Annotated in this window: 21 protein-coding genes and 1 tRNA gene; 14 read left to right on the forward strand and 8 right to left on the reverse strand. The window is 33.0% G+C overall.

All coding sequences use genetic code 11. The features are described 5' to 3' along the window. Window positions 1-76: 76 nt before the first annotated feature. Both FEF17_RS01350 and FEF17_RS01355 read left to right on the forward strand, forming a co-directional pair. Complete coding sequence (locus FEF17_RS01350) at window positions 77-1,030, forward strand: PhoH family protein (protein ID WP_139000567.1); 954 nt, start codon at window positions 77-79, stop codon at window positions 1,028-1,030. Between the two features lie 137 nt (window positions 1,031-1,167). After that, on the forward strand, window positions 1,168-2,115 hold the full coding sequence (locus FEF17_RS01355) for a phosphoribosylaminoimidazolesuccinocarboxamide synthase (protein WP_139000568.1): 948 nt from the start codon (window positions 1,168-1,170) through the stop codon (window positions 2,113-2,115). Between the two features lie 74 nt (window positions 2,116-2,189). Here the strand turns inward: FEF17_RS01355 and FEF17_RS01360 are convergent, their stop codons facing one another. The 3 genes from FEF17_RS01360 to FEF17_RS01370 form a co-directional block, all read right to left on the reverse strand. After that, window positions 2,190-2,528 (reverse strand): DUF4870 domain-containing protein, encoded by a 339-nt coding sequence (locus tag FEF17_RS01360; RefSeq protein WP_139000569.1) that lies wholly within the window; start codon window positions 2,526-2,528, stop codon window positions 2,190-2,192. Window positions 2,529-2,603: 75 nt separating this feature from the next. Next, window positions 2,604-4,655: an adenylate/guanylate cyclase domain-containing protein gene (locus FEF17_RS01365; RefSeq protein ID WP_139000570.1), complete on the reverse strand. Its 2,052-nt coding sequence runs from the start codon at window positions 4,653-4,655 to the stop codon at window positions 2,604-2,606. A gap of 86 nt (window positions 4,656-4,741) precedes the next feature. Next, on the reverse strand, window positions 4,742-6,772 hold the full coding sequence (locus tag FEF17_RS01370) for a FlgO family outer membrane protein (protein ID WP_139000571.1): 2,031 nt from the start codon (window positions 6,770-6,772) through the stop codon (window positions 4,742-4,744). Between the two features lie 122 nt (window positions 6,773-6,894). Between FEF17_RS01370 and FEF17_RS01375 the strand changes: the two genes are divergently transcribed. The 6 genes from FEF17_RS01375 (at window position 6,895) to FEF17_RS01400 (ending at window position 15,392) form a co-directional block, all read left to right on the forward strand. Next, the gene (locus FEF17_RS01375) at window positions 6,895-8,739 is read left to right on the forward strand and encodes a sigma 54-interacting transcriptional regulator (RefSeq protein WP_139000572.1); all 1,845 of its coding nucleotides are present in this window, start codon (window positions 6,895-6,897) and stop codon (window positions 8,737-8,739) included. Between the two features lie 184 nt (window positions 8,740-8,923). Then, window positions 8,924-9,478 carry an OsmC family protein gene (locus tag FEF17_RS01380; RefSeq protein WP_139000573.1) on the forward strand — a complete coding sequence of 185 codons (555 nt, stop codon included), beginning with the start codon at window positions 8,924-8,926 and terminating at the stop codon, window positions 9,476-9,478. A gap of 68 nt (window positions 9,479-9,546) precedes the next feature. Further along, window positions 9,547-13,020 (forward strand): 4Fe-4S binding protein, encoded by a 3,474-nt coding sequence (locus FEF17_RS01385; RefSeq protein ID WP_139000574.1) that lies wholly within the window; start codon window positions 9,547-9,549, stop codon window positions 13,018-13,020. A 220-nt stretch (window positions 13,021-13,240) separates the two neighbouring features. Then, window positions 13,241-14,281 (forward strand): c-type cytochrome, encoded by a 1,041-nt coding sequence (locus FEF17_RS01390; protein WP_139000575.1) that lies wholly within the window; start codon window positions 13,241-13,243, stop codon window positions 14,279-14,281. A 3-nt stretch (window positions 14,282-14,284) separates the two neighbouring features. Continuing rightward, window positions 14,285-14,962, forward strand: a complete 678-nt coding sequence (locus FEF17_RS01395; protein ID WP_139000576.1) for a twin-arginine translocation signal domain-containing protein — start codon at window positions 14,285-14,287, stop codon at window positions 14,960-14,962. 16 nt (window positions 14,963-14,978) lie between these two features. Further along, the gene (locus FEF17_RS01400; RefSeq protein ID WP_139000577.1) at window positions 14,979-15,392 is read left to right on the forward strand and encodes a DsrE family protein; all 414 of its coding nucleotides are present in this window, start codon (window positions 14,979-14,981) and stop codon (window positions 15,390-15,392) included. A gap of 150 nt (window positions 15,393-15,542) precedes the next feature. Here FEF17_RS01400 and FEF17_RS01405 read toward each other — a convergent pair whose 3' ends face one another. Continuing rightward, window positions 15,543-16,385 carry a universal stress protein gene (locus FEF17_RS01405; protein ID WP_139000578.1) on the reverse strand — a complete coding sequence of 281 codons (843 nt, stop codon included), beginning with the start codon at window positions 16,383-16,385 and terminating at the stop codon, window positions 15,543-15,545. 178 nt (window positions 16,386-16,563) lie between these two features. Between FEF17_RS01405 and FEF17_RS01410 the strand changes: the two genes are divergently transcribed. From FEF17_RS01410 to FEF17_RS01425, 4 genes are all read left to right on the forward strand, one after another. Then, window positions 16,564-17,325 (forward strand): DUF3108 domain-containing protein, encoded by a 762-nt coding sequence (locus tag FEF17_RS01410; RefSeq protein ID WP_170180952.1) that lies wholly within the window; start codon window positions 16,564-16,566, stop codon window positions 17,323-17,325. A 5-nt stretch (window positions 17,326-17,330) separates the two neighbouring features. Then, window positions 17,331-17,687, forward strand: coding sequence for an FUSC family protein (locus FEF17_RS01415; RefSeq protein WP_139000580.1), 357 nt, complete (start codon window positions 17,331-17,333; stop codon window positions 17,685-17,687). 126 nt (window positions 17,688-17,813) lie between these two features. Further along, entirely contained in the window at window positions 17,814-18,866 is a 1,053-nt protein-coding gene (locus FEF17_RS01420) for a M28 family peptidase (protein WP_139000581.1), read from the forward strand. Between the two features lie 62 nt (window positions 18,867-18,928). Next, window positions 18,929-19,942: a M28 family metallopeptidase gene (locus tag FEF17_RS01425; RefSeq protein WP_211342460.1), complete on the forward strand. Its 1,014-nt coding sequence runs from the start codon at window positions 18,929-18,931 to the stop codon at window positions 19,940-19,942. 56 nt (window positions 19,943-19,998) lie between these two features. Here FEF17_RS01425 and FEF17_RS01430 read toward each other — a convergent pair. Next, window positions 19,999-20,072: transfer RNA gene (locus FEF17_RS01430), tRNA-His, on the reverse strand. A gap of 92 nt (window positions 20,073-20,164) precedes the next feature. Further along, complete coding sequence (gene bshB1, locus FEF17_RS01435) at window positions 20,165-20,887, reverse strand: bacillithiol biosynthesis deacetylase BshB1 (protein ID WP_139000583.1); 723 nt, start codon at window positions 20,885-20,887, stop codon at window positions 20,165-20,167. 255 nt (window positions 20,888-21,142) lie between these two features. Between bshB1 and FEF17_RS01440 the strand changes: the two genes are divergently transcribed. Together FEF17_RS01440 and FEF17_RS01445 are read left to right on the forward strand one after the other, a co-directional pair. After that, window positions 21,143-22,984 (forward strand): SLC13 family permease, encoded by a 1,842-nt coding sequence (locus FEF17_RS01440; protein ID WP_246046768.1) that lies wholly within the window; start codon window positions 21,143-21,145, stop codon window positions 22,982-22,984. Between the two features lie 42 nt (window positions 22,985-23,026). Beyond that, on the forward strand, window positions 23,027-23,713 hold the full coding sequence (locus FEF17_RS01445; RefSeq protein ID WP_139000584.1) for a DUF2490 domain-containing protein: 687 nt from the start codon (window positions 23,027-23,029) through the stop codon (window positions 23,711-23,713). Window positions 23,714-23,728: 15 nt separating this feature from the next. Here FEF17_RS01445 and rlmF read toward each other — a convergent pair whose 3' ends face one another. Both rlmF and FEF17_RS01455 read right to left on the reverse strand, forming a co-directional pair. Beyond that, window positions 23,729-24,640 (reverse strand): 23S rRNA (adenine(1618)-N(6))-methyltransferase RlmF, encoded by a 912-nt coding sequence (gene rlmF / locus FEF17_RS01450; RefSeq protein ID WP_246046769.1) that lies wholly within the window; start codon window positions 24,638-24,640, stop codon window positions 23,729-23,731. Continuing rightward, window positions 24,619-26,025, reverse strand: coding sequence for an MATE family efflux transporter (locus FEF17_RS01455; RefSeq protein ID WP_139000585.1), 1,407 nt, complete (start codon window positions 26,023-26,025; stop codon window positions 24,619-24,621). Before FEF17_RS01455 ends, rlmF begins: the two co-directional genes overlap by 22 nt. Window positions 26,026-26,203 lie beyond the last annotated feature (178 nt).

Below are 26,203 nucleotides of genomic sequence, written 5' to 3' on the forward strand. Positions count from 1 at the left end.
ATAGATCTAAATGCAACTAACAGGTCTGTTTATATTATTTAACTAAACGGACTACATTTTAACAAATTTTACGCCTTTGAATGAAATAATCATCGAATTAGAAGAAATTACTCCAAAAGAATTTTTTGGAGCCCAAAACACAAACATTGAACTTCTTAAAAAGTACTTTCCAAAACTTAAAATTGTAGCGCGTGGAAATAAAATCAAGGCCTTTGGAGATGAAGAGCTCCTAGAAGAATTCGACCGCCGTATTACCATGCTTTTAAAACATTTTGCCAAGTATAATAAGCTTGATGAAAATGTAATAGAGCGTGTGCTTACCAGCCAAAGCAGTGACGATTATACAACTTCAAAGGCAAGTGGTGAAGTTATTGTACATGGTGTTGGTGGCAAACTTATAAAGGCACAAACGGCAAATCAGCGTAAGCTAGTAGAGTTAATGCGTAAAAATGATATGGTATTTGCCATTGGTCCTGCAGGAACAGGAAAAACCTATACTGGTGTTGCATTGGCTGTGCAAGCATTAAAAAACAAGGAAGTAAAACGTATTATTTTAACAAGGCCTGCCGTAGAAGCCGGTGAGAACCTGGGTTTTTTACCTGGTGATTTAAAAGAAAAGTTAGACCCGTATATGCAGCCATTATATGATGCATTACGCGATATGATTGCTCCGGAGAAACTAGCTCATTATATAGAAAATGGCACCATACAGATTGCTCCACTAGCGTTTATGCGTGGAAGAACATTAGATAATGCGTTTGTGATTTTGGATGAAGGTCAAAACACGACCCATGCACAAATGAAAATGTTTCTAACACGTATGGGTAAACACGCCAAATTCTTATTAACTGGAGATCCTGGTCAAATAGATTTACCTAGACGTACTATTTCCGGACTAAAAGAAGCCCTTTTAATTTTAAAGAATGTCGAAGGCGTTGGCATGGTCTTTTTGGATGACAAAGATGTTATAAGACACAAATTAGTAAAAAAGGTAATAGAAGCTTACAAAAGTATAGAAAACAGAGACTAATTTTTATTCAAAGCTATTTCAAACTTTCCACTGTATCTTTTTTGCTTTTAATGCAAAACAGGATACCGTAACGATTGGGGGTAAAGACTTTTGAAAAAAACAATAAACAAATCAACTCATAAACGAATTAACCAAAAATGAGTAATACTATAACAGATACTAATTTCAACTTTCCAAATCAAAAGAATTTCTATAAAGGAAAAGTAAGAGAAGTTTATAATATTAACGATGAGCAATTGGTAATGATTGCAACAGATCGCTTATCAGCGTTTGATGTCGTTATGCCAAAAGGAATACCGTACAAAGGTCAAATATTAAACCAAATTGCTACCAAAATGATGGCAGCAACAGAAGATTTAGTACCTAATTGGTTAACAGCAACACCAGACCCAAATGTAGCTGTTGGACATCTATGCGAACCATTTAAAGTAGAAATGGTTATTCGTGGGTATATGTCTGGTCATGCTGCTCGCGAATATAAAGCAGGTAAGCGTATACTTTGTGGTGCAGCCATGCCAGAAGGCATGAAGGAGAACGATGCTTTTCCAGAACCAATCATCACACCAGCAACTAAAGCAGAAATGGGCGATCATGATGAAGACATTTCTCGTGAAGATATTTTGAAGCGTGGAATTGTCTCAGAGAAAGATTATGTTGTTCTCGAAGATTACACCCGTAAATTGTTCCAACGTGGTTCAGAAATAGCAGCGTCCAGAGGATTAATTTTAGTGGATACAAAATATGAATTCGGAAAAACTAAAGATGGAAAAATCGTTTTAATTGATGAAATTCATACACCAGATTCATCTCGTTACTTTTATGCAGAAGGCTATCAGGAGAGACAAGACAAAGGTGAATCACAAAAACAATTAAGTAAAGAATTTGTACGCCAATGGCTAATCTCGAATAACTTTCAAGGATTAGAAGGGCAAACCGTACCTTTTATGAGCGATGAATATATAGAAACAGTTTCTGAACGTTACATCGAATTATACGAAAATATCACAGGAGAAACTTTTGTTAAAGCAAATGTTAGCAATATTCAAGAACGCATTGAGAAAAATGTCTTAGATTTTTTGAAATAACTCATAACAAATGACTTAATAAAAAATGCTCACCGTTTGGGGAGCATTTTTTTGTTTATCTCATAAAGACTATACTAACTAATAAAATTAAGAGATAAAGGGTATTTTGGAACTTCGCCATTGCTAGCTCGAATCGCATTTATAATAGGAAAAATAAAAGAAATAACACCTAAAACTATAAATCCTAAAATACCTAAACCGAATAGAAGAATTAGCGGAATACAAAGTAAACAATAGATTATTAAACTTAATTGAAAGTTTACAATATTCTTTCCATGTTCGTTCATTTTATAAACCTTATCCTTTTGTGTTAGCCATAAAATTAATGGTAGGATTAAGCTTCCAAAACCAGTTATTATAAAAATTAACTGACTTAAATGCGTTATTACTAATAATTGATTGTCTTGTCTCATGATGGTAATTATTTGATTGATACTTATATGACGTTAAAATTCAAAAAATGTTACAAATGCTTTTTATAATTTATTCTAATCATTTGAAATACCGTGAGACTTCAGAGTTTGGTTAAATTCTGAGTCATCCTTTAAAAATTCAAAAAATTCTGGAACCTCTCTTTTTAAAGTCTTTGTTTGCTTATTTCTAATTGTATCCAAGTAGTAAAGTACACTATCACGTTCCTGAAGTCCTGCATATACAACTGCTAGTTGCTGACTTTTCTCATAAGGATGAGCAACTTCCCTAATCCTGTCTATTGTTTTTTTAGCATTTACAGTATCTCCTATTTTGGCATAACAAAAACCTAAAAACCTATTGAATACATTTTCCTCTTTAACAATTTTTTTTAAAGGATTAATTGCTTCATTGTACCTTCTTTGATCCATATAAAGCCTGAAATATGATCGATTTATTACGAACTGATTATTCTCACTTCCAAGTTTCTCAGCTTTCTTCAATATGCGTTCCGCTTCTTCGTATTTATGATTATATGCTAAAGCAGTTGAATAACTATTGGCAGAAACAAATGATAAAGGATCCAATCTATATGCAATTTCTGCCTGTTCAAGTTGTTTTTCATATTGCCTAGTATAAAAATAAAAGGTTGCATATTGATGTCTTGTTGTTAAGTCATTTGGCGATAACCTAATAGCTTTTTGAAATGAAGCTTCAGCAGCTTCATGATTACCTTCTATATTATCTATAAAACCCTTTACCGAATAAATTCTTGGAACTCTATTATTAATTTCCTCAGCTTTAGCTAAATATTCCCTAGCGGTCTTTGAAGCCTCCTTTGGATCTCTTCTAGAGTAATAAGTTTCTAAAAATATGGAATTCGCCGTTTCAGCATAAGCATCAGCATAGTCAGGATCTAGGGCTGTAGCTTCTTTAAATAAATTAATACTGTTGGCAATACTTTTAGAATTTCTTTTATCTGCTTCATCTCTTCCTTCTAAAAATAATTTATAAGCATTTATATTTTTAGTAGCCACATCTGAAAAACGTTTTTGCTCTTCAAAAGATAAATTAAGCTCTAAGGCTTCCACAATTTCTTGAGAAATTTCAGTTTGAATCGTAAAGACGTCTGTAATCGTTTTATCATAATTCTCAGCCCATAAATTTCTATCGACAGTTGCATCTATTAATTGTGCCGAAATTCGAATATCATTGTCGTATTTTCTAATACTACCATCTAAAATATAAGACACTCCTAACTCATCTGCAATTATAGGAATTGTTTTGTCTGTATCTTTATATTGCCAAACAGATGTTCTAGAAATTACTCGAACATCTTTCAACTTAGATAACTGTGTAAGTATATCTTCTGTAATGCCATCTCTAAAAAAATCTGAGCCTTGATCGGAACTTAAATTGTTAAAAGGCAAAACTGCGATAGATAACTCCTTTTCTGAATTATTAGTGGTTATTTTTAATGATTTTATGGCAATCATGAAAAGAATTAAAGCTAGAAGAGTTATTAACCGATGAATGTTTTTTTTGCTTTTGAAAAAGTCGAATAAGCGCTTAGGTTCGTCTTTAATTACTTTAAGTTTCCCTTTTACTTCTTCACTTTTGGGTACAATTAATCCATCATTAGAAATAGCAAATATTGGCATTACATCGTCAACATTCTTTAATTCATAAGCATCTAAAAATTTAACTTTTATATCTCTATGACTTCTTATTTGGTCGTGTACCTTATCAGAAATTAACACACTCCCAGCAACGGCACAAGATTCTATTCTGGAAGCAACGTTAACAGCATCACCGATGATATCCTCGTCAGAATAAATGATATCACCTACATGAATACCAATTCTAACCGGTATCATGGGGTCTTCTAAAAAAGCTTTTTGCATTTCAATAGCACAGTATACCGCCTCAACAGTACTTTTAAATATACTTAATGTGCCATCTCCAAAATATTGAATAATTTTACCACCAAAGGCTTCTGTTGTGACTTCAAAAGAATTTCGATGTCTTGCTCTTATCGCAGTAGCTCGCTTTTCATCATGTTGCATCAAAGCAGTATATCCTTCGATATCCGTAAACATAATAGCAGCTAATTGCCTTTGGTGTCGCATGGTGTTTTATTGAAAATCAAATATACCTAATCGATGACTTTTACACCACAATAATTTGTTCTTCAAATTTGCTTTTAATTATTCAGTCAAGGGATTTTACTCATCAATGCTTGAAATCGAGGGTGATTTTTGACTGGATCGAACTTAATATCCTGTTTTAAGCCCCAGAAGAATAGTCCTTGACCTCCAACTTCATAATCCTTTTCTAACCAAGTAAGTGCATTATCAAAATCACCTAAACCCATGTAAATAGTTGCAATCATAACGGGTGGCACATAAACCATTTTGTTTTTATTCAGTTGATAATTTAATATCTCTTTTGCCTTCTCCGTTTCTCCAACCATACCATAGCAATAACCAAGCATCCAATTGGTATTTGAAGCAACACTTCGTGAGGTATAAATATCAATCGCTTCTTGATATCTTCCTAAACCAGAAAGGTTAGAAGCTTTCATCCAAAGTAGCATGTTATCGTTTGGGAACTTCTTCAGAGATTCATTCATTTTATCAATAGACTTCTGAAATTCTCGAAGATAGTAATAAGCTTGCCCCATATCTCCGATGTATTTAGATGATAATGGATCAAGCTTTTGAACCATATTAAAATTCTCCTCCATTCTTTCCAAATCACCATCAAAAGAATAGATCCATCCAAGTTTATTGTAGGCACTTACATAACTAGGGTTAATCTCTATGGCTTTTTTTAAATATAATAAAGCGGTTTCTTTTTCATATTTATAATAACTAATTGCTCCTAAAACTCCAAAAGTTCCTCCATCATTAGAATTAATTGCTAATGCCTTTAATGCTGGTGTAGAGGCTAGCTCCAACATTTTTTTTGGCGATTCTCTACCCCAGAAAATATATTCCAAATATGTTTCTGCAACACCTACATAAGCTCTACAAAATTGTGGATCTAAGTTAATTGCCTTTTTAAATAAGCCTTCTGCTTTCTTTAATTCTTCCACTTTCCCTCCTCCTTGATGCAAATAAACTTGACCTTCCTTAAAAGCAGTATAAGCCTCTGGATTGTTTGTAGGCTCATTACTTAATCGAGATTCCTCTCTATCACTTAAAGTAATTTTTAATGCATTAGCTATATCTCTAGAGACATCATTTTGTATTTTAAAAATCTGAACTAAATCATTATCATAATTATCAGCCCATAAATTCTTATTATTTGCTGCATCTACTAGGTTAGCATTAATACGTACTTGATTATTGTTTACTCTAACACTGCCTTCGAGTATATAGTTAACATCTAACTCTTTGGCTATCTCTTGAATAGACTTATCGCTATTTTTATAATGCATCGCAGATGCTCTTGAAATCACCTGCAAATGTTGAATTTTTGATAGATGCGTGATTATATCTTCTGTAATTCCATCAGTAAATACGTTAGATTTATTATCATTATTCATGTTGTTAAAAGGAAGAACAGCTAAAGTAGGCTCCTTAATTTCAACACCGCTATTCTGCATCATAAAATATGCTAGAAAAAGAATAATCAAAGTAAGAAGTCCCAAAACATAAAAGCTTTTTTTTCTATAACTTTTATATACTTCAGAATCGTTAGGTTTTGTTTTTCCTTTTAGAGTATGCTTCTCTGGTACAACAAGACCTTGATTAGTAATTGCAAAAACAGGAATTACCTTATTTACATTTTTAAAATCGACAGCATCAATATATTGAGTAGATAAATATTTTTGATTTCTTATTTGGTCATTTACTTTATCAGAAATCAAAATACTTCCTGCAACAGCCAATGACTCTATTCTTGATGCTATATTTACCGCATCGCCAATTATATCTGCCTCAGTTCGAATAACATCACCCACATGTACACCAATTCTAACAGGAATTGAAGGTTCTTCTTGAAAAGCTAGTTGCATTTCAATACCACATTTAATAGCCTCTACAGAGCTTCTAAATGTACTTAAAGTGCCATCTCCAAAATACTGAATAAGCTCTCCCTTATGCTTATTAGTGCAAGCATCAAAAATCTTCCTATGCTTTTTTCGAATCAGTATCGCTTCTTTTTCGTCATTCTGCATTAAAGAGGTATACCCTTCAATATCTGTAAACATAATAGCGACAAGTTCTCTGTGCTGTGACATTTAAATAATATTGTTAAACAACTAAATTAAATAAATATCTTTAAAATATGGTCTTTTGAAAATTCAATGTACCAAATGCTTTATAATTATTAATATATTTAGCCTAATTATAGGTTAATTTTATGTCCGATACTAACTCAAAAAAACATATTCGAATTCTTTCCAATAGTCCTTTTTTTAATGGGGTTTCTTCAGAATCCATGGAAGAACTATATAAAAATGCTACCGAGATATCATATATAAAAGGTGAAACTATTTTTAAAAAAGGATCAGTTGGAGATTCGATGTATGTCATAATTAATGGAAAAGTAAAGGTTTTTGAAAAAGATCATGTTTACGACATACTTAGTGAAGGCGATTGTTTTGGCGAATATGCCTTAATAGACAACGAATCACGCTCAGCATCGATAGCAACAGTAGAAAAAACAAATGTTTTAAAAATAGAACGGAAGCATTTTTTAGACTTAATGAGTAAAAGTATCGCGTTTGCACAAAGTATTCTTGCTGTAATGGTAAAACGCCACCGAGAATTAGATACTATTCAGGAAAGTTTAGCGTCGTCTAAACAAATTATTGAGGTTTCCAACAGTAAAATGAACGGCCTAATAAATGGAGCCATGGATGCAATTATAATGTTTGATGATAAGTTTAAAATTGTATTAACTAATGCTTCTGCGAATAAGATTTTGGAAAATGACGACCCATTACAACGTAATGTTTTATTTTTCTTTGATGATGAAAGTGCCGATTTAATCGAAAATATCGTTTCAAACAAAACAAGAGATAGTCTAACAAATAAATACTTACCTAACATTGTAAAAGTTATTGGTTCTCAAGACAAAGAAACTTTAAATGAAGGCACTATCAGCAAATCAGGAAATGAACAAGAAACCTTTTTTACACTAATTTTAAGAAATATTGAAGAACGTTTAATAGCTGAAGACACAATAAATCTTTTAACTAAACAAACAGAATATCTAGAAGAAGAAATTAAGGAGCTTACCAGCAGTTATGGCATTATTGCTGAAGATGAACTTATGAAATCTGCAATAAACTTGATACATCAAGTAGCTAAAACTGATGCCACCGTTTTAATACATGGTGAAACTGGAACGGGCAAGGAACTGGTTGCTAGAGCAATCCATAAAGAAAGTAATCGCAACGATAAGCCGTTAATTCGAATTAATTGCGGGGCAATACCCACTAATTTAATTGAAAGTGAATTGTTCGGGCATAAAAAAGGGGCATTTACTGGCGCCGCAGCTGATAGAAAAGGACGTTTCTTACTTGCAGATAAGGGTACAATTTTCCTTGATGAAATTGGTGAAATGCCGTTGGAACTTCAACCCAAATTACTTCGAATTATTCAAGAAGGTGAATTCGATCCGGTTGGAAGCTCAGAGACTATTAAAGTAGATGTTCGTATAATAGCAGCTACTCATAGAAATCTATATGAATTTTCTAAAGAAGGCAAATTTAGAGAAGATTTATATTACCGGTTAAATGTATTCCCTATAGAAGTTCCTGCGCTTCGCGATAGAGGTGATGATATTTGCTTAATTGCCCAAGAGATGATTCAGCAATTTTCAAAAAAATTGAATAAGCACATTGTAACTTTGTCAGATTCAGACAAAGCGCTATTGGAAGCCTATAATTGGCCAGGTAATGTTCGTGAACTTCAAAACTTAATAGAGCGTGCCGTTATTGTATCTCAAAATGGAATTATTAATTGGCAGGCCATTATACCCAATAATTCGGACAAATCTGAAATTCAAAAGGAAGCTTGTCAAGAAAAAATACTTACATCAAAAGAATTCCTGGCTCTAGAAAAATCAAATATTTTAAAAGCACTTAAAAAAACCAGATGGAAAGTATCTGGTAAAAATGGAGCTGCAGAATTGTTACAAATACCACCCACTACCCTAGCGTCTAGAATTAAAGCACTTAAAATAGATCGACCGCTTTAACTTAACGATATTTCGTATAAAATATAACGATATTTCGTTTATTTATGAAATATCGTTATGGAATTATATTCTAAATTTCATTATAATATGTTGATTATCATTTATTTAAATAGTTTGGCACAGGGAATGCATTAAACATATCAAACATTTTAAAAAATCAATTAACAATTAAAATTTAGAAAACATGATTACAACAGCAAATGTAAAAAACGGAGTAAACGTAGATCAATTGGTAGACACTATCAATCACATTCAAGAGCAACCAGAATTAGCAAAGTTTGAATTTAGAGCCAAGAACAACTGGATTGATGGTGGGCATTGTGTTTCAAGCATTAAAGGATTTTACGGAGCAGGTCAAGAAGATTCAACTAGAGAAGAAACATTCACTATGGAATGTAGTCACCCTCAAGTTTTATTGGGGCAAGATGAAGCAGCAACACCTCCAGAAGTAGTTCTTCATGCATTAAGCTCTTGCTTAACAGGCGCAATGGTCTACCACGCAGCAGCAAACGGTATTGAAATAGAAGGTGCACAATCAACTATTAAGGGAAATGCAGACCTTCATGGGTTTTTAGGTTTAGATCCTGAAGTAAGAACAGGTTTCAATGGCATCACAATGCAACTCAAAGTTAAGTCGGACGCTTCTGCCGAACAATTAGAAAGACTGGCAAAATTCTCTCCAGTGTTTGATATGATTTCAAACCCTACCCCAGTAAAAATAGAAATTGTAAAAGAGTAAATTAACTTTAAAACAGCTACTCTTATGGAGTAGCTGTTTTCTTCTTCAATAAACGAAAACACCACAAAATGAAAACTTCAAAATTTAAGGTTTTAACTGCAAATGAAGCTGTAGCCCATATAGCTTATAAAACCAATGAAGTTTTTCCTATATACCCTATTACTCCAGCTTCAGAAATGAGTGAACTTGTTGAGCAGTTTAGCGCAGAAAATGTTTCAAACTGTTTTGGAGATCTTCCTTCAGTATTTCAAATGCAAAGTGAAGCGGGCGTTGCGGGAGCCATGCATGGCTCATTACAAACAGGATCATTATCATCAACATTTACAGCATCCCAAGGCTTACTATTAATGTTGCCTAATATGTATAAGATAGCTGGCGAACTTACTCCAAATGTAATCCATGTCGCAACTAGGAGCATTGCTACTCACGCTCTATCAATTTTTGGTGACCATAGTGATATTATGGCTGTAAGACAGTCTGGATATGCTATGTTGAGCAGTGCGTCAGTTCAAGAAGCTCAAGATTTTGCCTTAATAGCCCAAACGGCAACTTTAGAATCTCAAATTCCTTTTGTACACTTTTTCGATGGATTTAGAACGTCTCATGAGCTTTCTAAAATTGAAACCGTTTCTGATTCAACAATTCAGTTCATGATGGATTCAAAGGACATCCTTAAGCATAAAAAAAGAGCTTTAAACCCGAATAAACCCGTTCTACGAGGAACTGCTCAAGGACCAGATGTGTTTTTTGAAAGCAGGGAAGCCTTAAATCCATTTTATGATAACTGCCCAGATATAGTTCAAAAACACATGAATTTATTTGCGACCCTTACTGGCAGACAATACAATCTTTTTGAATATAAAGGCCAACCAGATGCGGAACAACTTATTATTTCAATGGCTTCTTCTACTGAAACTATAGAGGAAACTATACTTCAGCTAAACAAGCAAGGAGAAAAATTCGGACTCATTAAAGTTAGATTGTTTAGACCCTTCAGCACAAAACATCTAATTGAAGCATTACCAGAATCGATAAAATCCATAGCTGTACTTGATAGAACAAAAGAACCAGGATCAAGCGGTGAACCTTTGTATTTAGACATTCTTCATTCGATTACTAAGGCATTTTATAACAATCAAATAAGTGTTTTCCCAAAAATAGTTGGAGGTCGTTATGGATTATCTTCTAAAGAGTTCACACCAAATATGGTTCAGGCAATATTCAATAATCTAAAATTAGAATTTCCAAAAAACAATTTCACGATTGGCATAAACGACGACGTTAAAAATTTAAGTTTAAACTATTCTGAAAATGTAAAACTACAAAACAACACTTATCAAGCAATTTTCTATCAAGATAAAAAAGAAAATAGCTCTAAAAGTTTCAAAAAAACCTTAAAACAAATAGGCTCTAATTTTAACACTTTTGTCCAAGGGTATACCCAATTAAATTATAAAAAATCAAACTCTTATAATGTTGCACATTTACGTATAAGTAATAAGCCTGTAAAAGCACCGTATTTAATTAAGCAAGCCGATTTTATAGGTTGCCAAAATGCACTCTTCGCGCAAAACGACAGCACAATAAATAATTTAAAACCAGGAGGCACACTGCTGGTTAATACTTCACTAACGTCGAAAGCATTTTGGCAATCTTTGTCCGCTAACAAACAATATCAAATCATTGAAAAAAACATCAATCTATTGATTGCGAATTTTGAAGAGATTAAAGAAAATAACGTTTTAAATTCAAATTCAATTTCTGAATTACATGCCTTTTTCTTAGCAAATAAAAGAGATATATCTGTAGATGACTTATACACAAACCTAAACGATTTCATTTACAGTGTGGATACATCTTATGGATATGCGAAAAAATCTATTGTTTCAGAATTTGAAAACAACTACGTCAATAACCTTTTAGGTAAAATGATTATAAGTACACCTGTAAGCTCGTTACCGGTTGATGGAACCTACCCAACTAACACATCAAAGCATGGGACACCAAAGATTAACGAATTCATACCTCAATGGAATACTGATTTATGTACGCAATGTGGAGCTTGTAGTATGGCTTGCCCTCAAGGCGCATTAAGAATTAAGGCCTATGATGACATAAAATTAAATGAAGCGCCCGAGACATTAAAACATATCCCTTCCATAGATTTTGATTTATTAAACTATACAGTTCAAATTAACCCTAGGCAATGTAATGGCTGTAATAATTGTATGGATGCATGCCCTGTAAAGGCGTTAAAACAAGTAAAAAAAGATTCGGTTCTAAAAGAAGAAATTTCAAATTGGACTTATTTCGAATCGATTCCAGAATTTGATAGAACAAAAATTGACTCTTTAAAAATTAGTCAACAACAATTACAAGAACCCTTATTCAAATATTCAAGTGGTGTTGAAGGTTGTGGTGAAGCACCTTATTTAAAATTAATGTCTCAGCTTTTTGGAGACAGAATGCTTGTTGCAAATGCAACAGGCGCTAGTTCTATTTTTGGAGGTACTTTATCCACAACACCTTGGTCTCAAAATGAAAATGGCCAAGGCCCTGCCTGGTCAAATTCATTATTTGAAGATAATGCCGAATTTGGACTAGGTTTTAGAGTTTCAATTAATAAACAAGAACAAAAAGCAAAGCAACTTTTAAAGTCCTTATTACCTGAATTAAATTTTGATTTAGCACACAGCATTTTAAACAACAAACAATCCTCTGAAATTGAAATTAATAAGCAGCGATTACAAATTGAAATATTGAAAGAGCAGCTTAAAAAAATTAATTCGTATTTAGCCAAACAATTACTTGCAGTAGTTGACAATTTAATTAAAAAAAGTGTTTGGATTGTTGGCGGTGACGGATGGGCATATGATATAGGTTATGGCGGGCTAGATCATGTGTTAGCCAGCGGAGAGAATGTAAATATCCTAGTTTTAGACAACGAAGTTTACGACAATACAGGGGCGCAAGCATCAAAAGCAACGCCTTTTGGTGCTACCGCAAGTTTTGCATCTAATGGCAAACAAAAGCAAAAAAAGGATTTAGGGCTTTTAGCAATGACATACGACAACATATATGTAGCTTCAGTTGCTATAGGTGCAGACCATAACCAAACACTAAAGGCGTTTAATGAAGCGGAAAGCTTTGATGGTCCATCCATAATAATTGCATATTGCCATAGCGATTCTCACGGGATAGATATGAAAAACCCGAGTCAATATCATAAAGCGGCAGTAGATTCTGGACAATGGTTATTATATAGAAACGATCCAAGACGTTCAGAAAAGGGATTAAATACACTTCAATTAGATTCTAATGCACCAACCCTTAAAATTGAAGACTATTTAAAGCTTGAGAAACGTTTTTCAAAAATATTTAAACCATATAAAGAAGCTTGTGATAATCGAATATTGAAGGTTCAGAAAACTGTTGATATACGATATTATAAATATTTAAAATTGTCATCTGAATCACCTTTAAATAGAGTGAAATTAATTTGGAATAAAGAAATAACTCAACAACTAACTTTTAATAAATGAAAACTTAAACCACCATTATTTCAAGAATTAAAGCTACTTTTTTGTAACTTGGTAAAACATTTAGCACTTATTCTCCCTAAGTAAGATGTTTTTCATCGCTTCAGCGGCTAAAAACTGAATAGCAGCTCTCAAATTCTAAGATGAAGTTTACCATTTATTGTTAAACGCTTTATTAAATGATTTACGCATTTAACATCGCTCATTAATTTATTATTAAATCATGAACAAGGAATCAACACATTTATATAAAAAACTCATAAGGTATGTGTTTATATATTTTGGTTCAATACTGGTATTGGCTGTCCTTGTAATGTTTTGTTGTTTTGATGTAATCAATTTAAACGTATTCAAGATAGAAAACAAAATTCCAAGCATCTATTATTTGAATTATGATGTTTCAGGATTAAATGATTCTAAAGACAATGAACTTATAAAATACGGCTTTGAACTTTTTCAAAATACACCCAAATATATTGGCCCTGATAATGAAAATCCCGATAAAATATATCAAAAAAATAGGTTGTCATGCAGAAATTGCCACCTTGGATCAGGAACAAAACCCTATTCTGCTCCTTTAATCGGTATTATTCAACGGTTTCCACAGTTCCGTGGTCGCGAGAACAAAATTGGAACTATCGAAGAACGCATAAATGGTTGTATGGAACGCAGTATGAATGGACAAGTTCTGCCACTAGATAGTAAAGAAATGAAAGCTTTTGTGGCGTACTTAAATTGGCTAAGCCGATATGCTCCAGAAGATGGAGAAATAAAAGGTAAAGGGTTTTTAAAACTGGAAATCCCAAATAGAGCTGTTAATCTAGATAATGGCAAAAAAGTCTTTACAACACATTGCATTGTTTGCCACGGACATGATGGTCAAGGGGTTTTATATCCGGACGGATTAAGTTATGAATACCCTCCACTTTGGGGAGACGACTCTTTCAATAATGGTGCTGGTATGACCCGAGTAATTACTGCTGCTAAATTTATAAAAGGAAACATGCCTTTTGAACTTGCAACATACGATGCTCCAATATTGACTGACGAAGAAGCCTATGATGTTGCAGGATTTATAAATATACATGAGCGTCCGCAAAAATCGAATCCTGAAAAAGATTTTCCCGATATAAAGAAAAAGCCCGTATCTACACCATATCCACCTTATGCCGACAATTTCTCTATAGAACAACACAAACTAGGACCATTTCAGCCAATAATGGCGTTTTATAAACAAGAATATAATATCACTAAAACCAAGTAAATTATGAAAACAAAAGACAGTAATTCAAGACGACAGTTTCTAGGAGCATTAGCTCTTGGAGCTACAGCAAGCACAATTTCTGTGCTAGCAAATCCAGTTTACGCAAGTACAAAAGCCTTTGATACTAAGGGTATGAAGGCTACAGAGAATTGGTTTGACCAAATTAAAGGAACGCATCGCATAGTGTATGATGGCTCTACACCCCATGCAGGTTTACCAATTCTATGGAATTGGGCTTTCTATTTGTCTCACAACTCAACAGATTCACCGGACAGCGATATCACTGCAATGTCAGTTTTACGTCATTCTGCGATTCCCCTTGCACTAAATGATGAAACATGGGCAAAGTATAAATTAGGTGAATTTTTTGGAGTAAAAGATTATACAAAAGATTTTGCACTGAGAAATCCGTGGCACGAGCCTCAAGATGGTGACTACCCAATTAATGGCCCTGGAGGAATAAAAGAAATGCAAGGAAGAGGAGCTCTCTTTTGTGTTTGTAATTTAGCACTTCAAGTTTATAGTGGGAAATATGCCGAGAAAAACGGCGGTAATGCAGAAGAAATTTACAAAGATTGGGTTGCTGGTATAATCCCAGATATTGAGTTAGTACCATCTGGAGTATGGGCTCTAGGAAAAGCACAAGCAAAAGGTTGTGGCTATATCTTTGCTGGGGAATAATTAAATAATAATGACTATGAAAACTTTTTTCACATTATTATTAGTTGGTCTTATAACGGGGATGGCTTTTTCCCAAGAAGAACCTGTTAAAATAGTATTTGATGTTACTAGCAATAACACTAGTGTACATAAGTCTACTGTGCGACACGTAAAAGCAATGTCTGCAGCATATCCAAATTCACAGTTTGAAGTTGTTATGTACAGCGGAGCTATGGAAATGGTGCTAAAAGAAAAATCTGTAGTTGCAGAGGACATTGCTAAACTTATTCAAAAGGACAATGTAGACTTTGTTATTTGCGAAGGCACAATGAAACGTCATAAAGCATCGGAATCAGACATTATCGACGGTGTTAGAAGCGTGCCAGATGGCATCTTAGAAATTGTCTCCAGACAGAAAGAGGGCTGGGGCTATATAAAAGAAGGCCAATAATTAACTTTTCTATTAAAAAGAATAGAACCTAAGTGATAAATTCTTAGGTTTTATTCTTTTACTAAAAAATATAACTATTAATTACTAGGACTACATATGACTTTATAGAATTGTGAAACATAATTGAAAAGACTTCGCGTATAGTATTCTTTAATCTGTACTTGGAAGAACCAAAAAAGGAATATCAATCTTAAAAGCTAATGTTTCAAGACCATGCTTGGAAAACAACCTACCTAAAAAAGAATGTTTTTTATTTTTTACAACTAACATTTTGGTATCATTAGCTATGTTATAGTCATGTATTTCATCAAACATATCTCGACTTATACTGTCAATATAATCATGTTTTGCTTCTTCAAAATAGGTGTCATATAAAACACTATTATCAAACGTTTTATATGTAGCATGGTTTTTATCTGCTATATGAAGAATAGAGAGCTGTGCATTATAAACATCTACAAATTCCTTTAACACTTTAAGCTCATTAATTACGAAAGCCTTCAAATTGGTGGTTGCAAATACAATTTTAGTTAAATCTGAAAATTTACACCCATCAGGTATAGCTAGAATGGGTTTGTTGCACCGTTGAATCACATGAACCGTGTTGCTTCCAAAAAGGGCTTTTTCCAGTCCAGAAGCCCCCTTAGTACCCATTATAATCAAGTCTATATTATGCTTCTCTGAGACCTGATTTATTGCATCTGTAAAATTATCATAATCAATTAATGAATGAAAATTATGTCTTTCATTTTTATATCGAGATTCAACTTTGGAAATAATATTATTTATAGACTTCATAGCTGCATCCACAATTGTTCTATATATAGTGGCAGAACTAGAAACAGTCATCATATCATCAGAAATAAAAGAGGATGCTTTCTGAACATTTAGAATGTGAAAATCACAATCTTGATTACTAAATAATTCCACAGCAAATTCAATCGCATTCACTGAGTTTTTAGAAAAATCGGTAGGCAACAAAATAGATTTCATATCAAGTAATTCATTATAGTAAATATAGTGAAGCAAATACGTTAAAAATATGACATTTATCAGTCAAAAAAATAGAGAACTTAAATATTTAAAAATTAGTTTAAAATTATAAAGCATTGTATTTTCGGCACAATAAATGTTATCAGTTACGTTTTAAAATAAAACTCAAACAACTATAATGCGCCTTTCAGTCATTCTACTTTTTCTTTTTACCCTGTTTACTAATGGGCAAAATACAGCAATTGGAACTAACGAAAAGTTAACCTATACAGCTAGTTACAACATGTCTGGCATACTAACAGATATTGCGCAAGTCACCATGCAAACAAGCTCAATTAAAACCTCCAAAGCCACATTACTTCGTCTAAAATGCAATGCAGCTACCTACAGCAAATGGGACAATTTCTTTAAAATAAGAGACTTATATGAGAGTTATGTGAACCCGAAAACTCTCACACCTTATCTCTACAACAGAGATATAAATGAAGGTGGTTATTATAAGGCCATGAAATATACCTTTAGCCATAAAACTAAAACTGTAAAATCTGTTCAAACAAAAAAGAATAACAATGTTGAAAACAAAACTATTTCTATAGGTTATGGAACAAAGGATATAGTAACTACGCTCTATCATATTCGCCTATTTGATTATGAAAGTATGATTAATGGGGATCGAAAATCCTTTACCATAATATTTGATCGAGCAGAAACTAAAGCTCAAATCACATATTTAGGAAAGGAAACCATTAGTACAGCTTTAGGGAAAAAAACATGTTATAAATTAGCTATTGGATCTAGCTCTAATGTTTTACAAGGTAATAACAATAATTTATTATGGCTTACTGATGATGCAAATAAAATTCTCGTTTACGCAAAATTTAAAATTCCTGTTGGAAATGGCGAATTAAAAATAAAATCAGCTTCTGGTTTAAGAAATTAATTAAAATGAAAAGATTATTAACAGTTTTGGCCCTAGCGGCATCAATTCTATCGATTGTTTTGGCAGTATTACCAGTCTCGAATTTAGCTATCATACCTGCTATTGGAGCACTTTTATTTGGGTTAACAGCTTTTTATTTATCGAAAAAGGCTGGACAAGTAAAGAAAATTATTCAGTTTACCTTTTTATTAACCTCAATCGCTATTACAATTAGTATATACAAATCAATTTTCGATAAAACTGAAGTTACCGATACTCAAGAATTGATAAAAAAAGAAAATGAAACAAAAGAAGAGGCTATTGAAGAATTAGAATCGTTAGATCTAGATGAATTGGAGATAGATGATTTGAAAATAGAATAGTAATAGTTTTATTACGTTTTTAATATTTTTGTCGAGATTTTTTGTGAAACACGCATAAAGTATTTTCTTTACCAAATAGAAGACTGCTGTTTGCTGGTAGCATGTGACCGTTAATCATTTTTTTAGATGAAAACCTTTTTTATTCTATCTCTATTTGCGCTTGTTGGTACTTGCGCTACAGAAAAATACACAACAAAAATTCAAAACCTTAAGGAAAGTATAGAATTAGTAGATAGTATCAAAGTTGTTAAATATGCTAATACTATTACCGAAGAAGAATTGAGCACCCATTTATACAAGTTCTCTTCAGATGAATTTCAAGGTAGAAAAGTTGGAGAATTAGGACAAAAACTAGCGGCTAACTTTATAAAGAATTATTACATAAGCGAGGAAATTGGCTCGCCATTTGATGATTCAAACTATTACCAAATTATTCCCGAATCCTTTTTCTCAAAAGGCATTAAAGCTTCGGAAAATGTGCTTGCCTTTATAGAAGGCTCGGAAAAACCAAAAGAGGTTATTATCATATCGGCTCATTTAGATCATCTAGGAGTAAATGAAAATGGAAATGTGAATAATGGCGCAGATGATGACGGTTCTGGAACCGTAGCAATAATGGAAATAGCCCAAGCTTTTAAACTAGCCAAAATGGCAGGTCATGGACCAAAAAGAAGCATCCTATTTCTTCATTTAACAGCAGAAGAAATTGGCAAACAAGGCTCAGAATTTTATACCAAAAACCCGGTTTTTCCGCTTGAAGATACGGTGACAAATCTTAATATAGATATGATTGGTAGAGTTGATGATGCTCATAAAAACAACCATGATTATATATACTTGATTGGCTCAAATAGATTAAGTAAAGAGCTTCATTATGTTTCAGAAAAAGTAAACAAGGCTTACCTTAATATTAATCTAGATTATCGCTTTAATTCTGAAAAAGACAGAAATGATTATTATTCGCGATCAGATCATTATAATTTTGCAAGATATAATATTCCAGTAATTTTCTATTTTAACGGGGAGCATGAAGACTACCATGAAAGCACTGACACACCAGATAAAATAGATTACAAACTATTAAAAAAGAGAGCACAACTAATATTTGCAACCGCATGGCAAATTGCAAACCAACCCAATAGAATACTCATTGACGACAAACACCCTTTGTTAAAATAGTTTAAAACAGGTCTTTCTTTAACCTTAATTTTCGTAATATAGCACCAATATTTAATCTTATTATGAAAAGAACACTATTACTATTTTCAACATTAATCTTTGTAGCTTCATGCAGTTCTTCGCAAAGCAAGAATCCTTCTAAAAAGTTTAATGATGTTGTCGATTTTTCAAAAACTATAACTTCAAGTGAACTCAAAGACATGTTATTTATTTATGCTTCTGATGAATTTGAAGGAAGAAAAACAGGTGAGCCTGGGCAAAAAAAAGCAGTAAACTTTATTAAAAACCAATATTTAAAGATAGGCGTCCCATCTCCTTTAGGTGATAATGACTATTTTCAAGAAATCCCAGCTTCGTATTTTGAAAGAAGTAATATTCAAGATTCTGAAAATGTATTAGCCTTCATAAAAGGTGTTGAAAAACCTGATGAAGTTATTGTGATTTCCTCTCATTTAGATCATATTGGAATTTCCAGTAATGGTGCTATTAATAACGGCGCAGACGATGATGGTTCTGGAACGGTAGCGATGATTGAAATAGCCGAAGCTTTTAAAGAGGCAAAGAAAAAAGGTAATGGCCCTAAACGTTCTATTTTATTTTTACATGTTACTGGTGAAGAGATTGGTTTATTCGGTTCGCGTTATTATGCTGATGTTGATCCTGTTTTCCCTCTTAAAAATACGGTTGCAAATCTTAATATTGATATGATTGGTCGTATTGATCCTAAACATGAAAATAAAGGCGGTTATTTATATTTAATTGGGTCTGACAAATTAAGTAAAGAACTTCATGATATTTCTGAAGCTGTCAATAAAAAGTATTTTAACATGGAGTTCGATTACACTTATAATGACGATAACGATCCCAATCGTTTTTACTACCGCTCAGATCATTATAATTTCGCAAAAAATAATATCCCAGTAATATTTTATTTTAATGGCACCCATGATGATTATCACAGGCCAAGTGATACTCCAGATAAAATAAATTACGAGTTTTTAGAAACTCGTACAAGATTAATATTCCATACAGCTTGGGAACTAGCTAATCGAGAAGAACGAGTGAAGTTAGATTAATATAATATTATTGTAACAAAAAAAGCCTTTCAATTTCTTGAAAGGCCTTTATTTTGGGTGGATGATGGGATTCGAACCCACGACCCTTGGTACCACAAACCAATGCTCTAACCAACTGAGCTACAACCACCGTGTAACCGCATTTTGCAATGCGTGTGCAAATGTAAACGATTTCAATCTTATCTACAAAGACTTTTTTAATATTTTACTTCGTATAAATAACTACTTTAAATTAAATAAGCTGTCTACAGCAACTAGCCGTTCTACAGTAAATCCTTCAGCGAATGCCACACCAACTAATCGACCTAAATCATTAGCTCTATATTTCACACTATCGATAAAATTTTTACTAGAAATTGGAGTTTCAGGCTCATCGCTATTAGCGTCATAAAACTGTGTTTTATAAGCCAAAACAGCTTCTAATTTCTTATCAATAAACCCAGATACATCAACTACTAAATCTGGTGTTAAATTTTTCCATTGCATATAATGAAACACTTGCTTAGGTCGCCATGGTTCTTGCCAATCATCATCATTTTCAGTTTTAGTATCAATTTTTAAAAGTCCACTTAAAAAACATGCATCACTGACCAGTTTACTACCTTTTCCATGATCAATGTGCCTGTCATCGACTGCATTACAAATCACCAATTCTGGTTTGTATTTACGAATCATTTTAATAAGTTCCAACTGATGTAATTTGTCGTTCACAAAAAAGCCATCGGCAAACTCCATATTTGTTCGCATACTTACGCCCAAAATTTTTGCAGCGTTAAATGATTCTTCATCCCTAGTTTCGGCAGTCCCTCTAGTTCCTAGTTCGCCGCGAGTTAAATCTATAATTCCAACTTTTTTGCCGTTGGCTATCTCTTTTGCTATTGTAGCTCCACAACCCAATTCGACATCATCTGGATGGGCGCCTATGGCTAAAATGTCTAATTTCATAAAAAAATTGCTTTTTTAAATTATTTCTACAAATGATAAAGGTAAATTATTTAATAAACATCTATAATACCCTAAAAGTAACTATTACGAAAACGTGTTCGTAAATACTTTTGTCATTTATTCACTTATAAATATAACAATAATTGAAAAATTGAGGTCTATAAAAAATCATGACATTCGTCATAATTATTAATATCTTTCAACTATAATTTTACACCACACTAAACAAGCAACTTAATTTAAAAAAATTACGCTATGATTTATTTAATGCTTATTATATTAATTATAACAATTGGTCTCTTTGTTTGGGGAAAGTTTACACCTGATATCGTAGCACTTATATCGATGATAAGTCTGTTTCTAACCGGTATTTTAGACCCTACAGAAACATTGAGTGGTTTTAGCAATCCTACGGTTATTATGATTGCTGCATTATTTATTATTGGCGAAGGAATAGCGCAAACAGGATGGACAGCCATGGCGGGGAAAAAGTTTGTTGAATGGGCTGGCAAAAGTGTTCCGAAGCTATTAGTAATTGTTACATTGGGTGGCGGTATACTTTCTGGTTTCGTAAGTAACACTGGGACGGTAGCTACCTTAATGCCTTTAACTATATCTTCTGCCTGGAGCATAGGTACATTACCTTCAAAAATGCTCATGCCAGTTGCCTTTGGATCCAACACAGGTGGACTACTTACATTAACGGGGACACCTCCTAATATTATAGCTAGTAATGCATTAACCGAGGCTGGTTTTGAAGCGTTCTCATTCTTTGAATTCGCCTTAATAGGGATTCCATTATTAGTAATTGCTCTTATTTATTTTAGATATATAGGCTATAAACTTTTACCAGAAAACAAAACGAATAATAAACCAGTAAATATAGAATCTACACTTCACAATTGGATAGAAGCTTATAAAATTGATAATGGTTATTACCGACTACGTGTTAGATCGATTTCTCCATTGCTAAATACAAAAATTGAAGCTTGGGAATTTGAAAAAAAATATAATATCTCAATTATTCGAATTAGACGAAGACACCCAAACTTGTTGAAAAAAATACCAACATTTATAGAATTTCCAGACCCTAGTACAGAGTTCCTTTATCACGATATTATTACTGTAAAAGGAGATACCGAAGCCATAAATAGAATAATGATTACATTCAGACTTGGACTATTACCTTTAGAACCAATTACGGACGAACTTAAAAACAACTTGATAAATCAAGAGGTTGGTATGACCGAAGTGATTGTAAATCCAAATTCCATACTTGTGGGAAGAAAATATAAACTAGGTGACTATTTTAAACGTTTTGGTATTCAATTATTGGCAGCTTCGAGAAATAGAAAACCTATCCTTGAAAAAGAAATTATTGTTAAAGCTGGAGATGCCTTTTTAATACGAGGAACATGGGAGAATATAGAAGATCTTAAAAAACAACATGAAAACTTAGTTATTATAGGCAGTCCAGAAGGAATGGCTAAAAATGTTGAAAAATTAAGTCCAAAATCATTCATTGCCTTAGGCTCATTAATATTAATGATCATCTTTATGGTATTTAAAATTGTTCCTGGTTCAATTGCCGCTTTAATTTCTGCTGGAATTATTTTATTAACTGGTTGTGTCCCAATAAATAAAGCATATAAAGGTATAAGCTGGACAAGTGTGGTTATGATTGCTGCTATGATACCAATGGGTATTGCTTTACAAAAAACTGGAACAGCACAAATAATTGCTAATGCACTTGTAGATTATCTTGGGAGCATCCACCCTGTCGTTTTATTAGGGGGTATCTTTTTGCTAACTACAACATTCAGTCAAGTCATTAATAACTCTGCAACAGCAGTACTTATGGCACCTATTGCCATACTTGCGGCTACCTCGCTAAATTTATCACCAGCACCTTTTATGATTGTGGTTGCCATAAGTGCTTCAACAGCGTTTTTAACACCTATTGGCACAACAACAAATGCTATGGTAATGACAGCTGGTGGTTATAAATTTATGAATTACTTAAAAGTAGGAGCACCTCTATTACTTCTGTTTCTAATTGTTTCATTAATACTGGTTCCTATTATTTGGCCATTTTAAAATCGCATTAGCATTACGATTTTACACAATAAACATTAAAAGATGAAATATTACATCGTTTTATTACTAATTTTATTTAGCTCCTATAAATCATTTTCTCAATCGCCAGTGGAAGAAGAGTTAGGGTCTTGGTTTGCCTTATCTGGAAATTATAAATTGTCAGATAAAATTAGCGTTAGTAGCTTAATCCTAGCTTGGGATTACGAAATAGCAGACAACTTTAATTTTATTCTATACAACGTTGGATTAAACTATAAAATTTCACCTAAAGTTACAACCACTTTAGCTTATGGTTATGCAGATATTGATAGTGGTTTTGAAAAAAGTGGTCCGCACACCTATGAAAATCGTCTAACAGAACAAATTAGTTATAAGCATGAATTATTTAAGCTTCCTGTAGACCATAGATTTAGAGTTGAACAGCGATTCCTGGATCAGCCCTCTACTAACGTATTAAATAATCGTTTAAGATATAGACTTGGGACAAAAATAAGACTTAACGAAACTTTTTTTCTTCGTCTGCACAATGAATTTTTTGTAACCGTTCAAACAAAAAAAAATGAAGGTTTCTCGGAAAATAGACTTTTTACTGGCTTAGGAATAAATGTTTCAAAATCTACTAATATTCAAGTTGGTTATCTTAACAGACAAATAAGAAAATTAGACTTACACAGAATTCTATTAGGCCTTTATTACAAAATTGATTTTAGTAAAAATAAAATTAAATAACAGATTATAAAAAGTTTAGCGAAAGGTCCAGGCTACAATTCGAGAAACCTTATTGCCTTGTCCCATATTAATAGTTTTAATATCAGTAGCCCCCAGTTTATTCAAAGATAAATACATGCCTTGTAATAAATCTTTTTTAGAAACTAATGATGTGAACCAACCGCACTTGGTTTTAAATATAGAGCTTTCATATAGGTAATTATGAAGAAATGCCTTTTCCCCTCCTTGATACCATAATTCTTTACTGGTACCAGAGAAGTTTCTAATAAAATTATCTCCCTTGATTTTTAACCCTTTCAACTTTCGCTTTGTAGCCTCATAGGCTTCTTGCTCAGATTTATAAAACGGCGGATTACACATGGTTATAGAAAATGAATCATTTTCCATAATTACACCCTTTAAAATTTGCAATAATTTACTTTGACATCTTAGGGTTATAAAATCATTCAAATTATTCTTTCTTATAATTTTTTCGGCAGAATTTAAAGATTCCTTATCTATATCGGTGCCTACGAATCTCCAGTTATATTCAGCATGTCCTAAAATGGGATATATGCAAGTTGCACCAGTTCCAATATCTAAAACATTAATATTCCCCTTTGTTTCTGAAGCTTTTAATAAATCCGCTATGTGATGAATATAATCTACACGACTAGGAATTGGAGGACATAAATTAGTGTCTGGAAACTCCCAAAACCTTATGCCATAATACTTAATTAACAAAGCCGTATTTAATGATTTTACAGCTTTTGGATTTGCAAAATCAATGGTCTTTGTATTATATTTATTTACAATTACAAACTCTAACAAATCTGGATACGTTGTACACAACGCATCAAAATTGTATCCAGATCTGTGTTTGTTTTTAGAATGAATTATTGAATTAGTTTTGATAACTTTTAATTTTAAACCTGAATCCTTTTCCAATGCCCTTTTTTAAACCAAATAAGAGCCATAAAAGTCATTACTACTTCACCTAATGCAATAGCCCAAAACACACCAACAGGACCATAGTTTAAGGTAATTGCAGCAATATACGCAAAAGGTAATTGCAGTAACCAATAACTTACGAAATTGATATAGGTGGGTGTTTTAGTGTCTCCAGCACCGTTGAAGGCGTTAAGCATAATCATACCAAATCCGTAAAATATAAAAGGCGCAGTCATAATTCGTAAGCACAAACTACCATATTTTACAACATTAGGCGTATCATTAAATATCTGAATTATTTGTGGTGCAAAAGCGATATAGATTATTGAGATGAATCCCATAAAAATAGCACAATACTTTGAGGTTATCCAAACTGATTTCTCAGCACGTTCAGTTTTTTTAGCTCCTAAGTTTTGACCTACTAAAGATGCAGCAGCACTACTCATACCCCAGGCTGGCATTAAGGTAAATAACATGACACGAATAGCGATAGTATAACCTGCTAGTACTTCGCTTCCAAACTCGCTCATAATACGCATTAAAAAGACCCATGATGAAGTACCTATTAAAAACTGACCAATACCACCTAAAGATACTTTTATTAAATTGAACATAACACCGACCTGAAGCACCAAATCTTTCACGGCAATTTTTATTTTACTATAACCAAGAAATAATATGGCCAATTGAAAAATTACAGCTGTTCCCCTACCTATTGTTGTAGCAATTGCAGCGCCTTCGACTCCATAAGCAGGAATGGGTCCAAAACCAAAAATAAATATTGGGTCAAGTATTATATTAAGCCCGTTAGACAAAACCAAGGTCCACATTGATATTGAAGCTTCTCCAGTTCCCCTTAAAATGGCATTAATTAAAAATAATAACATAATAGTAATGTTTCCGCCTAAAAGAATTTTAGTATAACCATAACCTTCATTTATTAAATCTGGCTCTGCCCCCATCAAACTTAAAAGTTCTTTAGGATATGTTATACCAATTACACTAACTATTGCCGCTACTAAAACACCTAAAAAAATAACTTGTACTGCGGCATGTGATGCCCCTTTTAAATCCTTTTCGCCTACACGACGCGCAACAATAGCCGTCGCAGCAATACTTAAACCAATAGCTACAGCATAAATTAAAACAATAACGGACTCTGTTAAACCAATTGTCGCAACTGCATTTACACTAATTTGAGATACATACATGATATCTACAAGTGCAAAAATGGATTCCATTAGCATTTCTAAAATCATGGGAACTGCAAGCATAAAAATGGCGCGCTTAATGCTCCCTGATGTAAATTCTCGTTGTTTACCAGTAACTGCTATTTTAAAATAATCAATGAATTTTTTAAAGGGAATTTTATTTGACTGCATTTTTAATTTGTTAAAAACGGAACATGCTAGATACGCGAAGTACTTAGTTTATATTTTGCTAGAGTGAATCTTGGCGTTAATCAGAAGTCATTTAAATAATTAGAAGCGGCAAATATGACCAATTAATTTAAAACTACAAAATGACCTTAGGCTAAGACTCTGTAATATTTTATCTTCG

Origin of the sequence: Hyunsoonleella aestuarii, from assembly GCF_006148925.1 — a bacterium.
Classification (GTDB): domain Bacteria; phylum Bacteroidota; class Bacteroidia; order Flavobacteriales; family Flavobacteriaceae; genus Algibacter_D; species Algibacter_D aestuarii.

Excerpts from the sequence above, each read along its gene's own strand:
- FEF17_RS01355 (WP_139000568.1), top strand. The coding sequence starts at position 1,168 with ATGAGTAATACTATAACAGATACTAATTTCAACTTTCCAAATCAAAAG.
- FEF17_RS01360 (WP_139000569.1), bottom strand. The coding sequence starts at position 2,528 with ATGAGACAAGACAATCAATTATTAGTAATAACGCATTTAAGTCAGTTA.
- FEF17_RS01365 (WP_139000570.1), bottom strand. The coding sequence starts at position 4,655 with ATGCGACACCAAAGGCAATTAGCTGCTATTATGTTTACGGATATCGAA.
- FEF17_RS01370 (WP_139000571.1), bottom strand. The coding sequence starts at position 6,772 with ATGTCACAGCACAGAGAACTTGTCGCTATTATGTTTACAGATATTGAA.
- FEF17_RS01375 (WP_139000572.1), top strand. The coding sequence starts at position 6,895 with ATGTCCGATACTAACTCAAAAAAACATATTCGAATTCTTTCCAATAGT.
- FEF17_RS01380 (WP_139000573.1), top strand. The coding sequence starts at position 8,924 with ATGATTACAACAGCAAATGTAAAAAACGGAGTAAACGTAGATCAATTG.
- FEF17_RS01385 (WP_139000574.1), top strand. The coding sequence starts at position 9,547 with ATGAAAACTTCAAAATTTAAGGTTTTAACTGCAAATGAAGCTGTAGCC.
- FEF17_RS01390 (WP_139000575.1), top strand. The coding sequence starts at position 13,241 with ATGAACAAGGAATCAACACATTTATATAAAAAACTCATAAGGTATGTG.
- FEF17_RS01395 (WP_139000576.1), top strand. The coding sequence starts at position 14,285 with ATGAAAACAAAAGACAGTAATTCAAGACGACAGTTTCTAGGAGCATTA.
- FEF17_RS01400 (WP_139000577.1), top strand. The coding sequence starts at position 14,979 with ATGAAAACTTTTTTCACATTATTATTAGTTGGTCTTATAACGGGGATG.
- FEF17_RS01405 (WP_139000578.1), bottom strand. The coding sequence starts at position 16,385 with ATGAAATCTATTTTGTTGCCTACCGATTTTTCTAAAAACTCAGTGAAT.
- FEF17_RS01410 (WP_170180952.1), top strand. The coding sequence starts at position 16,564 with ATGCGCCTTTCAGTCATTCTACTTTTTCTTTTTACCCTGTTTACTAAT.
- FEF17_RS01415 (WP_139000580.1), top strand. The coding sequence starts at position 17,331 with ATGAAAAGATTATTAACAGTTTTGGCCCTAGCGGCATCAATTCTATCG.
- FEF17_RS01420 (WP_139000581.1), top strand. The coding sequence starts at position 17,814 with ATGAAAACCTTTTTTATTCTATCTCTATTTGCGCTTGTTGGTACTTGC.
- FEF17_RS01425 (WP_211342460.1), top strand. The coding sequence starts at position 18,929 with ATGAAAAGAACACTATTACTATTTTCAACATTAATCTTTGTAGCTTCA.
- bshB1 (WP_139000583.1), bottom strand. The coding sequence starts at position 20,887 with ATGAAATTAGACATTTTAGCCATAGGCGCCCATCCAGATGATGTCGAA.
- FEF17_RS01440 (WP_246046768.1), top strand. The coding sequence starts at position 21,143 with ATGATTTATTTAATGCTTATTATATTAATTATAACAATTGGTCTCTTT.
- FEF17_RS01445 (WP_139000584.1), top strand. The coding sequence starts at position 23,027 with ATGAAATATTACATCGTTTTATTACTAATTTTATTTAGCTCCTATAAA.
- FEF17_RS01455 (WP_139000585.1), bottom strand. The coding sequence starts at position 26,025 with ATGCAGTCAAATAAAATTCCCTTTAAAAAATTCATTGATTATTTTAAA.